Genomic DNA, 14,275 nt, shown 5'->3' on the forward strand with positions numbered 1-14,275 from the left:
TGACCATGTAAATCGTCGAGTACTATAATAGCCACATAAGAAATAAGGAAACTTGAACGATTGACGTTCAACCTAACCTAAATGTTCGGAAATAGGAGGATTTTATCATGTCAGTCCAAAATGTATTGAACACCATTAAGGAAAACAACATCCAATTCGTAGACTTCCGTTTCGTTGATCTCGCTGGCCGTGCGCATCACATTACGCTGCCAGCGTCGGAAGTTGACGCTGATACTTTTGTAAATGGCGTTGCATTCGACGGATCTTCGATTAACGGCTTCCGCGGTATCGAAAACTCCGACATGGTCATGATGCCAGATCCAGCATCGAGCTTCATCGATCCTTTCACTGAGCATCCAACGCTTAACGTAATGAGCAACATCTTCACGCCGGACGGCGAGCGTTATGACCGCGACCCTCGTTCGATCGCTCAAAAAGCAGAAGAGTATCTTCAATCCACAGGTATCGGCACGCAAGCGTTCTTCGCACCAGAATCCGAGTTCTTCATCTTCGACGATGTTCGTTACGAAAGCAGCATGAACAAATCGTTCTTCGAGGTTGATTCCGATGAGGCAGCTTGGAACACTGGCCGTAAGGAAGAAGGCGGTAACCTTGGTTTCAAAGTTAACGTTAAAGGCGGCTATGTACCGGTTGCACCAGTAGATGCCCAACAAGACATCCGCAGCGAAATGGTTCGCCTCCTGCAAGAAACTGGCCTCCGCGTAGAGCGTCATCACCATGAGGTTGCAACGGCTGGTCAAGCAGAAATCAACTTCCGCTTCGACTCGCTGACGAAAACGGCTGACAACCTGTTGAAATACAAATATATCGTGCACAATGTAGCGCGCCAATACGGCAAAGTTGCAACGTTCATGCCTAAGCCACTCTTTGGCGACAACGGCAGCGGCATGCACGTTCATATGTCGATCTTCAACGGCGATTCCCCGCTGTTCTACGAGAAAGGCGCTTATGCTAACCTGAGCCCGCTCGCAATGAACTATATCGGCGGTATCCTGTATCATGCACCAGCTCTGATCGCGCTGACGAACCCTTCGACGAACTCGTTCAAACGTCTTGTTCCTGGTTACGAAGCGCCGGTTAACCTCGTATTCTCCAAAGGTAACCGTTCCGCTGCAGTTCGTATTCCGATCGCAGCTGTTACGCCAAAAGGCTGCCGCATCGAGTTCCGTACACCGGACTCCACGGCTAACCCTTACCTCGCATTCGCAGCAATGCTGCTCGCAGGTATCGACGGTATTAAACGTAAAATCGATCCAGTTGCACTCGGCTATGGTCCATTCGATAAAAATATCTATGAAATGTCCGATGAAGAGAAGAAAGAAATCCGCAGCGTACCAGGCACGCTTGACGAAGCGCTTAACGCTCTGGAAGCAGACTATGAATTCTTGACGGAAGGCAATGTCTTCACGAAAGAATTTATCGACAACTACGTTGCAGTTAAACGTTCTGAAGCGAAAGCAGTATCGATCCGTATCCATCCTTACGAGTACGGCCTCTACTTCGATTGCTAAGATATACGCACTCATACGTTATGAAGCGGACCGCTATGGTCCGCTTTTTACATTGAAGCAGGTCAAGATCCAACGGTATGCAGTCGATCGTTCGTAACATATATTTTCCATGTCGATGAGCTATGGGACAGTAACTGCGACAAAAGTGCTAAATCCGAATGATTTTTAATAAATAATATATTTTGTTCGACTTTTAGACACTTGAAGTAGCGGCGTAAACTTGCTATCATAGCAAATAGTTGATCGGAATGGACGTGCCTCTCCTGACATTTATCTGGAGGACTATTCTTTTCTGAAATTGAAGACAGGGGTGTATACGGTGACGAAACGGGCTTATAACTTTAACGCCGGACCGGCAGCGCTGCCGCTTGAGGTGCTGCAGCAAGCGCAGGAGCAATTCGTGGACTATCACGGGGCAGGCATGTCGATTATGGAGATGTCTCACCGCAGCGCGCTGTACGAGCAAGTAAATAATGAAGCACAGAGCTTGCTGCGTGAATTGTTCGGTATTCCGGACAATTATCATGTGCTGCTGCTGCAAGGCGGAGCAAGCACACAATTTGCTTCGATTCCAATGAACCTGCTTCAACCAGGTAAGACTGGTGCTTACGTAATGACTGGCAGCTGGGCTGACAAAGCTTACAAAGAAGCGAAGCTGTTCGGCGAGACGGCTATTGCAGCATCGTCCGAAAGCTTCAAATTTAACCGTATTCCGGATTTGTCGTCGATCGAGCTGCCGGACAATGCAGCATACCTTCATATTACATCGAACGAAACGATCGAAGGTACGCAATATCAAGCTTATCCAGACACGGCAGGCGTATCGCTTATTGCCGACATGTCCAGTGATATTCTGTCCCGTCCGGTTGATGTGTCGAAATTCGGCCTGATCTATGCTGGTGCACAGAAAAACCTGGGTCCATCGGGCGTCACGATTGTCATTATTCGCGACGATTTGGCGGCTAACAGTCCGAAGACGATTCCGACGATGCTGCGTTATGAGACGCACGCGAAGAACTCTTCGCTGTACAATACGCCTCCATCATTCTCTGTATATATGGTAACGCTCGTCCTGAAATGGCTGAAAGAAAAGGGCGGCGTAGCGGCAATGGAGCAATTCAACCGCGACAAAACGAAGCTTATCTATGATGCGATTGACAATAGCAGCGGCTTCTATCGCGGCTTCGCTGATCCGGCAAGCCGTTCGATTATGAACATTACGTTCCGCATTCATTCCGAAGAGCTTGAGAAGCTGTTCGTGAAGGAATCGGAAGCAGCTGGCTTTGTCGGCCTCAAGGGACATCGGAGCGTCGGCGGACTTCGCGCTTCGACTTACAACGCAGTGCCGCTCGAGAGCTGCCAGGCGCTTGCCCAATTTATGGCTGATTTCCAGAAACGTCACGGTTAAGCACTAGTTGTCGTACGTTACTGGAGACGACAATAACCGCCCACTTCTTCATTTCCGGAAGAAGTGGGCGGTCTTGTATGTTTAGCCTTGTAACAACATTTACCGGAACCATAACAAGATACATAATATGGGAATATTACTCATCATGACTTGTGAACTAGAAAGCAGGAAGAAAGGACGAATCGAATATGCCTTTTCATATCGTATTGGTCGAACCGGAAATTCCGGCGAATACTGGCAATATCGCAAGAACATGCGCAGCTACCGGTACACATCTCCATCTCGTTCGCCCGTTAGGCTTCCGTACGGACGATGCTGCATTGAAGCGTGCAGGTCTCGACTATTGGTATGCAGTAAATTTGACCTATTACGACAGCTTCGCCGAGGTGAAGGAGCGCTTCAAGGATAACCGCTTCTTCTTCGCAAGCACACGTGCGAATAAACGGTACAGCGATATGGAATATCGGGACGGAGATTTGTTCGTGTTCGGCAAGGAGACGAAGGGATTGCCGCAGGAGATGCTGGACGAGCATCCCGATACGTTAATCCGGATGCCGATGACCGATAAGGTTCGATCGTTGAATTTAGCGAATTCTGCCGCAATTGTCGTGTATGAGGCACTGCGTCAAAATAACTTTCCTGGATTATTCGACTAACGATTATTGCAGAATATTAAGAAAAACTAGATCTGGGAAGGAAAAGCTCGCAAACCATCGAAAGTCTATAGTGCATAGGTTTCTCATAACTGGCTGCGACATAAGACACAAGGAGTGATTGGATGAAACCGGCAGGTGTAGTACGAAAGGTAGACCAACTTGGGCGCATCGTATTGCCTAAGTCACTGCGCAAAAGGTACCAAATGAACGAGGGAGATCCTGTAGAAATTCTTGTACAGGGCGACCACATCATTCTCGAACGGTATCGTCCAAGATGCGTATTCTGTGGATCGATGGAAGAGGTTAACGATTTCAAAGAACGTTATGTGTGCGGTGAATGCATGATCGACATGGGTCAGCTTCGCCGTTAATCGATTTCATGGTTACAAAAAAAGCTTCCCGCTTATGGCGGGGAGCTTTTTTTGGGTCAAAGGCTGCGCACCAATTAAATCGAATTACAGACCCTTCGTCTTGTCGTCGTTGTAGGATGCTGTAAAGATGGCTGTGATGAACATAACCATGACGATACAAACAATTAGAAATTTAATCGTCACAACGCACACCTCCAATGATACGTTAATTATACCCAACTGGCTGGAAAAAGAAAATGAAATTAATTGTGAACAAGTTGTTACGTTTTTACTTTTTTTACGTTTATATATTTCTCTGGTGCTGCCGTGGCGTTAGCGCAGTACACAACGGACATAGCTGAGCATACATACATTTTTTGCAGCAAGCTATAATTTCATGCGCGGAGTTGGTTTTGTCGACGTAACCAGCATAGTCTCATATTGATTTCTCACCCGTATAATGTGACTGTAACGTTACAATTTATTATTTCTGAGAGAACATTTAAATACAACTGGTTATTTTGTTTACATATGAAGATTGTATGGGATATATTTGAAAAGAAAATATATATTCGCGTATGTTAGGTGACTCCATGACAATAAAACAGTATGACACCAATCATTTATTTAGTTTAATTAAAGCTGTATCGGAAGATGTGTTAACCGAAGTGCCTACATTCGCGGATCAAGCAGCGTGGCGGAAGCTCATCATGGAAGCAGAACCGGTACCGATCGTAGGCATTATGGGGGAGTTCAGCGCAGGTAAGTCCACTTTTATTAACGCTTTATTAGGAGAAGAGATATTACAGTCGGACGTTCTTCCTACGACGGCTGTCGTTACATACATTAAATATGGGGATCGTCCGAAAGCAACGGCTTATGACGCAGACGGCATCGGTATAGAGTATCCTTTATCAATATTAGGCAGCTTGACGGCAGAAGGAGAAGAGGGTGCGGCTTTGCGGGCCTCGATCCAGTACGTTGAGCTTCAGCTGCCGAAGGAACGGCTGAAGAGCATGACGCTGGTGGATACGCCTGGCTTTAACGCGGGTAATGAGCAGCATACCGCCAGCTCTAAGCAGGTACTGGAGCGGCTGGATGATGCGCTTTGGCTGTTCATGTTCGGACTCGTCGGCAAAGAATCAGAGCGGCAGTCGATTCAATCTCTCCGTGAGCAGACGTCTATTACGCCGTTAGGGATTATTAATGGTATCGATAAGGCGGAGCAATATTCCTCTGAACCGCTCGATCCGATCAAGTATTCCTCGGTGGAGGAGCGCAAATTGACCGGATACGTTCGCGGAATGATCGGTGTGTCTTCACTTGACGCGCTTGAAGCTGTGTCCGGAACGGAGGAGGCTGAGCATTGGTGGGAGATGAGCCGGTTCAGCTCCTTGCTAGAGCGGCTCGACGAAGACCATCTCGGCATTGATACCGTTATTTTGAACAAACGATTGGACAGGCTCTCTGAGCTCACCGTGCACCTTACAGATGAAATTGCAAAGCAGATGGAGCAGGATGATCTGCACATGCTTGTAATGCGGATGAATGCGGACGGCGGTGAACAACTAGGCGAGCTAGACAAAGCTTTCTTGAGTTTACATAAGAAATTGAATAAGCTGCGGACAACCGGTAGCAGATGGGATGAGCTGCTGTCTACTCCTAGAGAGTCGTTCGTACAGCAATGGATCGGCTCGGTTACAGAGGTTGATCGAGAGGATATTGCGCTCAGGGTGCTGCGCGAGGCATCGGCAGATCTGGTGCGAAGCCTAAGCAGGCTCGAATCCGCTGAAGCGGTGATGCTGTCGAAGCAGCGTGAGGCGGCGGCTAGGAATCGACAAGTGCTTGGGCACGGAATAGGACGGATTAAAGCGCTCTTTGCCAGCAAGTCAGCCGTTTATCGCGTTCGGAGTGAGTGGGAAGCTCTAGAAGCGCTTCATGCTCAATACCTGACAGCTATGGCAGACTTAGAGGAGAAGGTCAAGCAGCTTGCGGACGGCTTTGAACCGTTGATTCCGAGAATCGAGCAAATGTTGAAGCAGCGATATGAGCAGTTACAGAACGATGCGGCTGCAGAAGTGGAGAAGTATAGGAACAAGTATGAGGGAGTAGAAGCATCAACGCGTCCGGTGCTCGGGTTGATTGACCGTTATAGGACTGTTCGAAGATTGCAGTTGAAATTGGGAGATTATTTATCCGAGCTGGAAGGAAGCGATCAGACCGCTGGAGCAGTAGCGTATGAAGCGTTGTCTAAGCTGCGGCAGATCGATGTATACACAGATGTAGCGGACCGTATCTGGCAAAAGCTCTTGTTTATAGCGCCTGACGGCGTCGATAACAGCGGCATTGCGCGAAGTGTACCGGCGGAATGGGAGAAGATTGCAAGAGATGCGCTGCAACGTGATCTTATTGTTCCGGACGCTATCGATATTCAAACTCGCCGTCCTATCTATTGGAGAGGGAAAATCGGCTGGTCCATATTTATAGCCAGTATTATCGTTGTTATTTTGCTGGTCTATTATCCCGGTCCTGTCCAATCGAAGGCGAAGCAGCTTTATTCTCAAGCCTCCCATTGGATTCAATCGGTATTCACGGGTGATTCGAATAAGGAGCGGGAAGAGCAGGACGAGCAGCCGGATACTCCGGTTCCAATCGGATATGTCGTTGTTATAGCAGAAGAGTTGAATGTGCGAACGACTTATTCGACTTCGGGCGAAGTGGTCCGGAAGCTGAGCAAAGGCGATCGAGTAGATGTCATAGGAGAGAGCAACGGCTGGCTGCAAATTGGCATCAATGAATGGATTAGCGGTAGTAATAAATATGTTCAGTATACGCAACTGGGGGAATCGTCATCATGACGGCACATGAAGAAACCTTGAGCAAGCAGAGGTCTATGGACCAATATAACGATTGGCGCCGACAGGCTGTTCTACTCATGAAGGAGCTTGAGGAAGCAGCGATCCGTCTAAGCTTTAACCGTAAAGCGGAAGAGCTGTCTACTGCTGCAAAGCGGCTGCAGGATGATCAGTTCGAGGTGATGGTTGTCGGCGAATTCAGTAATGGCAAATCGACTTTTATTAATGCACTGCTTGGTACGGAAATTTTGCCGACTGCAATAACGCCTTGTACCGCCTTACTGACTCGTATTGCCTATGGACCGGAGGAGGACATCCGGATTATTAAGCGGGAAGGCGGAGAGGAGCGGGTATCGAGAGAAGCGTTCCAACATCTTATTGCTCCAGAAATTCCTGATAACAGCGACGAGGATAAGCTGAGGGCGCATAGAGAAGCGCAGCGTATAGCCGATATCGCCTATGCAGATGTCCGAATGCCGACGACGTTAGGCAGCGACGGGATAATCTTTATTGACAGCCCTGGCACGAATGATATGGATGCTGCACGGGAGGCGATTACGAACCATTACATTCCGAATTGTGATGCAGCCGTGTTCGTCATCCATGGCTTAAGGCCGTTAACGCAATCGGAGAAATCGTTCTTGAATCGGATTAAGGATGCGGATATTCATAAAATTATTTTTGTCGTGAATTTCAAGGATATGCTCCGTACAGAGGACGAGAGAAGGAGGGTCGTTGATCGTGTCCGTCATGAGGTGAATGAGATTATGCCGGCTGAGCATGTTTATCTCGTATCCTCACGGCATGAGCTGTTAAATCTGAAGCATCCCGATGGACAAGGTTTGCCTCGAATGCGTATCCCTTTGCTCAGCAGAGAAGACACTGGATTCCGCGAGCTGGAGGAGGGGCTATCGCGGTTTCTGGCTGTTGATCGCGGCGCTGCCAAGCTGGGCAAGCCGATCGTTCGAGCTATTCGTGTCGCACAAGAGATGATTCGTTACCAAATTGATTTCGAACGAAAAACACTTCTGAATCGTGTAGCGGACGCTCAGAAGTCAACGAACGAGCTGCGCGAGCAATTGGAGCGGACTCGCAGCCAAGGGATTAAAGCGGCAGAAACGATGAGAAATCGGCTAAGTGCAGCAGGGATAGAGCTTCAGCAATGGTATAGAGGCGAGTTGAAAGCGATCGCCTCACTCGCTCGCGATACGATGGAGAAGACTTATAATCATCATCGCAATGTAACGTTAACGAAAGAAACGATCGAGAAAATAACGGCAGCGCGAGAGAAAGAGCTGCAGACGGAGCTTGAGCAGCGAATGAGGTCGCATGAAGAGCAGGCGATTACTCGAGCGAATAAGGACATGCAAGCTGAGCTTGCCCGTTATGAGAGCTTGATGGGAGAGCTTCTTGGCAGTGAATTTAGTTCAGATGCTGCCGACAGCAATAGCAATGGAACAATTGTGGGCGATCAACGGTTTCATTATACTTTAAGTTCACCTCTAGCTAGCATTATTGTGGAACAGGCCGATGAGCTGCTCGATGCGGGCGGATTTCTACGAACGGTATCCGGAATCGGATTAGGCATTGTCGGTGGAATAGTGGAAGGCGTTACTCGCTTCTTCAGCTGGTTGTTAGGCAGCAGTCCTTCACCGTACGATCAACTAAAGGAAGAAGTGGACAATCGCTACAATAAACCAATCGCTGATAAATGCAAGCGGTTGGACAGCTATTGGCAGAAGCGAATGCAGAAGCTGACGAGCGCTTACGAGCAGCAGATCGAGCATAGTACGGATGAAAGCCGCAAGCAGCTGGATATGGTCGTCCGCAATCTGCGGCTGAGTGAAGAGGGGATCGGCAAGAAGCTGGAAGAGCTGAATGTTCAGGAACGAGAATTGAACGATATTGCGGATCGATTGTTGGCGCTTAATCAGGAGGTACAGCAGCGATGATAGACGATATCCTGGATAAGAACGGAACGCGTTATAAAGACGAGCTGCAGGCGTGGCTGAAGAGGCTGCAGCATTGCTGTGAGGAGCTGGATTTAAGCGAATACGCCGAGGCAGCAAGGCAGCTGGATGACGAGGTACAGCGACAAGCACTGCGTATTGTCGTTCTCGGAGAGTTTAATAATGGCAAGTCCACACTCGTGAATGCACTTATTGGTCAGCAGCTGCTGCCGATGGATGTTACTCCGACGACGGCTCTCATACATTGGATCGTAGCGGATGAGGAAGAAGAGCGTCGGGCGGAGGTGCTTTACGAGAACGGTGAAGTTCAATTAATCGATGCTACAGCGCAAGCTCTTCAAGAGTGGTCTGCTCAGCATGCCAATGAGAGTTCGGCGACAAGCGTTGTTGGTATAGAGCTGCATATGCCGATGAGAGGGATCGATCAAGGAACCATCATTGTCGATACCCCAGGACTTAACGATTTGAATGAGCAGCGTTCAGATATTACGTACCGGTATATTCCGAATGCAGATGTCGTTATTGTGGTTCTACATGCGTTACAGCCGCTGAGGGCAACCGAGCGAGAATATTTGGAGGAAACGCTGCTGAAGCAAGGGCTTGACCGCATCTTGTTTGTTTTGAACTTTGCTGATTTGACGGATGGAGCGGAGGAGCAGGTGCTTCAGGCTGCCAGAAGAAGGCTCCAATCGATACCTGGATTTGAGCAAGCCGAGCCGATACTCGTATCGGCATTGGAAGGCTGCGAAGCGCGAATGACGGATGATGAATCGCTGTGGGAATTATGCGGAATGGCGTCATTAGTTCAAGAAATTCAGCGTCTGTCCGAGAATGGCAGCAGCGCGGAGCTTAGGTGGACAAGCAGCATAAGATGCGCAGAGCGTCTGCTTCAAGATGTGATGGAGCGATTGGATTGGAAAGGGAAAGCAGCATCACTCGATCATGAGCAATTACAATCGGAGCTCGAAGAGCTGCGACGCTGGAAGGTTGGCTGGTCGGAGCGGCAGCAACTGCTTGACGGTTATGTTGAAGACCGGACAGCCGAAATTAAGCATATGGTCCGCAAATCGATTCGCCATATGTTTGACGGTTTGTCAGAGGATTTGATGGAAATGACGGATATCTATCAAGGGAGCGATCTGGCGAAGTTCGTATCTACAGATGTGCCGCTAACCGTCAAACGTCGTCTGAAGGGCTGGATCGAGCAGTACAGCTACAGAATCGACGAGCTGTTAAGTAAGCTGGCGGAGCAGCTGTCTTACGGGCTGTCCCAATCGTTCGGAGGCGATATTCGGCTGCGGCCGGTCCAGATTGATTTGTCCGATGTGAGGACAGATGCGGAGATTAAAGCGGAGAAGCGTACCGATCCGATGGTGAAGTCCGGATTAATTGTAGGCGGGGCTAGTGCACTAGCGGTCATGCTTGGAGGACCGATCGTTGTCCCGATTATCACATTAAGCGGATTGCCGCTTGTGCAAAGAACGATACGAGAGCGTGATTATCAGGCACAAAAGCCGAAGCTTAAGGCGCTTATCCAGGAGCAGCTTGAGCAGGTAGAGCAGCGGTTTACAGAAGAAACACTCGACTATGTCATGGACTGTACGACACGTCTTCACCGGTTAGCTGTCGAACAGTTCGACAAGCAGCTCGATAGCTATGCGGCGGAGATGGAGCAGCGAATGAACGAGCTGCAGCGCTTCGCGGCGACTGGAGACCAGCTGAGCAGACTATTCCGTGATGCTCAGCTTCAATTAGAGCAAATGGCAGGAGAGCTTCATCGTATGGCAGCTGAAAGGGGAGCGGAATATGAGCGAGTATATTAATGGACATGGCGACCATTCATTCGCCGGACAAGATACCGATATGAATCATACAGGCAGAGATTCTGCGCATACGTTTCATACCAATCAAGATGGTCTAGTGAATCATCACTTTGAACCGCATGCCTACAACACGTTCAGCGGTACGGGACAAGGGTTGAACTATTCTGATATCATGAAGCTGTCTGATCCATTATCTCAATCGCACTCTTATCATATGCAGCCGATTGACTGGAGTCATGTTCATGTCGTGAAGCCGCATTATGTGCATACCTATGTCAAATCCGATGGAACGGTTGTCAGCGGTCATATGCGCGGAGATGAAACGGGCGGCTATTTGAGGTCTAATCCTGATGGCGATCCGACGAACAATTTAAATCGTTAGCGTCAGTTGCTTGCAGGGCTCCTTACAAGTGCAATGAACTTGTGAGGAGCCCTTCTTGTTATCCGTTCATTAACGTTAACTCCTGCTTCAGAAACTGATAAAGCTTATGACTTGCAAGCTGCAGAGGATACGCCGATTCCTTGCAGATGAATCCGCACGTCATGTGGATAAGACTTCCGCTAACCGGTCTAGCTGCTGTTCCCGTTGAGGAGGATTCCATCATAATCCGAGGGATAAGCGCGATGCCTAGCCCGCTCTCCACATATTGCTTCATGGCAGTAATGCTCCCGACTATCATCAAGTCAAGCGCAACTTGTCCTTTCTCCTGCAGGATCGTCTCAAGCTTCCGACGATATGGACAGGTGGAGGAGGCAATCAGCAGCCGATGTCCTTGTAATGCTTCCGGCTCGACCGTCTCCATCTGGGCAAGAGGATGATCTTCGGGCATCAACGCAATGAATTCCTCCTGAAAGAAAGGCTCGAAGTAGAGATCGGTGCTCAGGTCAGGCGCTGTGGAGAGTGCAAAATCGATCTCACCGGCACGAATTCGTTCGACAAGGGAAGGGGTGTTCATAATTTCTATGGAAATTTGAATATGGGGATATTTCGACATAAACTTTTTTAAAATACCGGGCAATCGATAGCTGGCGGTCGGCTCTGTCACTCCAATTCGGACATGACCTGATTCGCCTAATTTTAAGTCCGATAAACTGGCTTGAAGACGCTCCATATTTTTAACAATTGGCATACTTTGCTCGTATAGCAGTCGTCCTGCTTCCGTAAGGGATATCTCTTTGCCTCGTTCGAAGAGCGTCATTCCAAGCTCGGCTTCAAGCTTCTGAATCTGCATCGTCACGGTCGACTGCACATAGTTCATCTCTTGCGCCGCCTTATTAAAGCTTCCGTGCTTGACGATTGCTTGGAACGTTTTTAACGTTCGGAGATCCACGGTCTGTTCCTCCTTAGTCGAATCAAAAATGTTGAATTCGACATTCAATTAATTCAATTATACAGAATCGTACGGACTGATTACAATAGATTCAAAGATATGATTAAAGGAGTAGATGACCGATGGAGTTGAAGAGCAAAGTAGCATTAGTGACGGGCGGCGGTACAGGGATCGGCCGGGCGACAAGTATGGCGCTGGCTAGACGAGGAGCAATCGTCGTCGTGAACTATTCCAAATCAGAAGCTGACGCCGAGGAAACGGTACGGCTCATCCGCGAAGAAGGCGGACAGGCTGAAGCGCTCCAGGCCAACGTTGCCCGGGACGAGGAGGTCCGGCGCATGGTACAGACGATTGTTGAACGTTTCGGTACGGTTGATCTGCTCGTTAACAACGCCAGCATTACGAGGCATATTCCGTTAAGCGATCTAGAGTCGGCGACGGAGGATGCGTGGGACGAACTGATGGATGTGAACGTGAAAGGTATGTTTTACTGCGCCCGCGCCGTAGTTCCTCTGATGAAAAGCAATCAAGCTGGAGCCATTGTCAATCTCGGCAGCATTGCCGGGCAGACGGGGGTGGGCTCTTCGCTTCCTTATGCTGTATCGAAAGCAGCTGTTCATGGCCTGACGAAATCGTTAGCCCATGCGCTTGCGCCCGAAATTCGGGTGAATTGCATTGTTCCGGGTGCGGTAGCGACGAGATGGTGGGCGGGCAAGGAGGAGCAAATGCACCGTCTTGCTCCTCGTCTTCCGCTGCAGCGTATATCGACGCCTGAGGATATTGCAGCTATGATCTGCGCGGCGCTCGAGCAGGATGCGATGACCGGCCAGATCATTACTGTCGATTGCGGTCAAACGATGTAGCTTGTTTTGCTGCTCGACAGGAAATGATGATTTTTGTCTGCTCCGATTCCATGAATGAGGCGGCCTCGAGAAGAATATGCTTCGAAGATGGGATTCTGATACACGGGAGGGAGCGACATGCAGTATCGGTTTGCTCCGCAGGCTGTGCAAGCAAGCTCTTATGCGGCCAGCGAGAAAAGATGGGGCCACCGGAACAAGATCATTTCTTTCGTCGACGGTGTCCCTTCAGAGATTGCTCTTCCAGCGAAGCTTATACGCCACGCCGAAGAGCAAGCAGCAGCGCGGCGAGCGGGTTTGTCGGTGCTGCAGGCTCGGGATACGGGCGGCGATATGCTGTACCGCGAGACAATTGCAGAGCGAATGGCAGGAAGAGGAATGCGCACGGAGGCGGAGAGGGTTCTAGCCATTGCAGGCGCGCAGCAGGCGATCGATATTGCAGCGCGTGCGTTAACGGTTCCTGGCGATACCGTTATGGTGGAGACACCTACGAATCCAGCAGCGCTGCGCACGTTAGCAATGAATGGACTTCACATTGTTCCGGTGGGGGGCGATGAATTCGGAATTGATCTGGAGCGGGCGGACCAGCTTATGAGCTTGTATCGTCCGCGAATGATTTATGTGATGCCGAGCTTCGGCGTACCTGCCGGACGGGCTTGGAGCTTGGAGCGGCGGCATGGCTTACTGGGCTTAGCGCGTCAGCACAGCGTCCTCATCATTGAGGACGATTCATACGGCGAGATGGGTTACGATGAATCAGCTGCAGCTAGGTATCCTGCGCTGTACTCTCTGGCCGGGGCTGAAGGCGGCGTACTTTATGTGAACTCTCTCACTGCGACTGTTCTTCCGAGACTGCATCTTGGGTGGGCGGCAGGCGACGAAGAGCTGATTGAGGTCATGACGGATGTGATCCATTCGATTGGAGCCGTCGGAGGGAGCTTATACGAGCAGCGGTTCATGTGCGAATTGCTCCGCAGTCCGGAGTGGGACGTTCACATAAGAAATCTTGCCACTTGCTATAGCAGGCGAATGACCCGATTAACTCAACTGCTGGCGGAGAATGGACCAGCCGATTTCGTATGGGCTGTCCCTCAAGGCGGAAGCAGCCTATGGCTGAGGCTGCCGGACGGGCTTGACGGCGAGGCGCTGCTGCGCGGCGCCCAGCGTAAAGCTGTTGTATTCGAGCCGGGAGCCGTATTCTATGCCAGCCATCCACAGCGCAACACGGCCCGCCTTAGCGTCGCTTCGGTATCGGACGATCTATTGGAACGGGGCGTGAAGCTGCTGCTGGAGGCGATTGAGGAGTTTACAGCGAGGAACTGAAGGTTCAGGCAATCCCGCCACTTAGTCTTACGCTAGCGCTCGGATGGCCGCCAATTACTGCACATTGTGCATCCATTCCTCCGCGTACCGTCTGCGATACGCGAAAGACTGCACAAGATGCAGGCAATCCCGCCATCGCATATCCACCTCTAGCCATTCAATTTCAC

The 14,275-nt window shown here is 49.8% G+C and carries 12 protein-coding genes; 10 read left to right on the plus strand and 2 right to left on the minus strand.

Annotation, left to right across the window (positions count from 1 at the left end):
* Nucleotides 1-107: 107 nt before the first annotated feature.
* The 8 genes from glnA (at nucleotide 108) to PXY01_RS12390 (ending at nucleotide 10,976) form a co-directional block, all read left to right on the plus strand.
* Entirely contained in the window at nucleotides 108-1,532 is a 1,425-nt protein-coding gene (gene glnA, locus PXY01_RS12355) for a type I glutamate--ammonia ligase (protein WP_127570324.1), read from the plus strand.
* A 319-nt stretch (nucleotides 1,533-1,851) separates the two neighbouring features.
* Nucleotides 1,852-2,940 carry a 3-phosphoserine/phosphohydroxythreonine transaminase gene (gene serC / locus PXY01_RS12360; RefSeq protein WP_127570326.1) on the plus strand — a complete coding sequence of 363 codons (1,089 nt, stop codon included), beginning with the start codon at nucleotides 1,852-1,854 and terminating at the stop codon, nucleotides 2,938-2,940.
* 188 nt (nucleotides 2,941-3,128) lie between these two features.
* Nucleotides 3,129-3,596 carry a tRNA (uridine(34)/cytosine(34)/5-carboxymethylaminomethyluridine(34)-2'-O)-methyltransferase TrmL gene (gene trmL, locus PXY01_RS12365; RefSeq protein ID WP_127570327.1) on the plus strand — a complete coding sequence of 156 codons (468 nt, stop codon included), beginning with the start codon at nucleotides 3,129-3,131 and terminating at the stop codon, nucleotides 3,594-3,596.
* A gap of 122 nt (nucleotides 3,597-3,718) precedes the next feature.
* Nucleotides 3,719-3,967: an AbrB/MazE/SpoVT family DNA-binding domain-containing protein gene (locus PXY01_RS12370; RefSeq protein ID WP_127570328.1), complete on the plus strand. Its 249-nt coding sequence runs from the start codon at nucleotides 3,719-3,721 to the stop codon at nucleotides 3,965-3,967.
* 572 nt (nucleotides 3,968-4,539) lie between these two features.
* Nucleotides 4,540-6,804: a dynamin family protein gene (locus PXY01_RS12375; RefSeq protein WP_164744401.1), complete on the plus strand. Its 2,265-nt coding sequence runs from the start codon at nucleotides 4,540-4,542 to the stop codon at nucleotides 6,802-6,804.
* The gene (locus tag PXY01_RS12380; protein ID WP_127570330.1) at nucleotides 6,801-8,753 is read left to right on the plus strand and encodes a dynamin family protein; all 1,953 of its coding nucleotides are present in this window, start codon (nucleotides 6,801-6,803) and stop codon (nucleotides 8,751-8,753) included. The genes PXY01_RS12375 and PXY01_RS12380 overlap by 4 nt, the downstream gene beginning before the upstream one ends.
* A complete protein-coding gene (locus PXY01_RS12385; RefSeq protein ID WP_127570331.1) occupies nucleotides 8,750-10,594 on the plus strand; it encodes a dynamin family protein in 1,845 nt (614 codons plus the stop codon). Before PXY01_RS12380 ends, PXY01_RS12385 begins: the two co-directional genes overlap by 4 nt.
* A complete protein-coding gene (locus tag PXY01_RS12390; RefSeq protein ID WP_127570332.1) occupies nucleotides 10,578-10,976 on the plus strand; it encodes a hypothetical protein in 399 nt (132 codons plus the stop codon). Before PXY01_RS12385 ends, PXY01_RS12390 begins: the two co-directional genes overlap by 17 nt.
* A gap of 58 nt (nucleotides 10,977-11,034) precedes the next feature.
* Here the strand turns inward: PXY01_RS12390 and PXY01_RS12395 are convergent, their stop codons facing one another.
* Nucleotides 11,035-11,925 (minus strand): LysR family transcriptional regulator, encoded by an 891-nt coding sequence (locus tag PXY01_RS12395; RefSeq protein WP_127570333.1) that lies wholly within the window; start codon nucleotides 11,923-11,925, stop codon nucleotides 11,035-11,037.
* 122 nt (nucleotides 11,926-12,047) lie between these two features.
* Here PXY01_RS12395 and PXY01_RS12400 point away from each other — a divergent pair, with 122 nt between their 5' ends.
* Entirely contained in the window at nucleotides 12,048-12,788 is a 741-nt protein-coding gene (locus tag PXY01_RS12400; protein ID WP_127570334.1) for an SDR family NAD(P)-dependent oxidoreductase, read from the plus strand.
* Nucleotides 12,789-12,905: 117 nt separating this feature from the next.
* Nucleotides 12,906-14,108, plus strand: a complete 1,203-nt coding sequence (locus tag PXY01_RS12405; RefSeq protein ID WP_127570335.1) for an aminotransferase-like domain-containing protein — start codon at nucleotides 12,906-12,908, stop codon at nucleotides 14,106-14,108.
* Nucleotides 14,109-14,112: 4 nt separating this feature from the next.
* Here PXY01_RS12405 and PXY01_RS23075 read toward each other — a convergent pair whose 3' ends face one another.
* On the minus strand, nucleotides 14,113-14,244 hold the full coding sequence (locus tag PXY01_RS23075) for a hypothetical protein (RefSeq protein ID WP_262385103.1): 132 nt from the start codon (nucleotides 14,242-14,244) through the stop codon (nucleotides 14,113-14,115).
* Nucleotides 14,245-14,275: the final 31 nt, after the last annotated feature.

It is taken from the genome of Paenibacillus xylaniclasticus (genome assembly GCF_004001065.1).
Classification (GTDB): domain Bacteria; phylum Bacillota; class Bacilli; order Paenibacillales; family Paenibacillaceae; genus Paenibacillus_T; species Paenibacillus_T xylaniclasticus.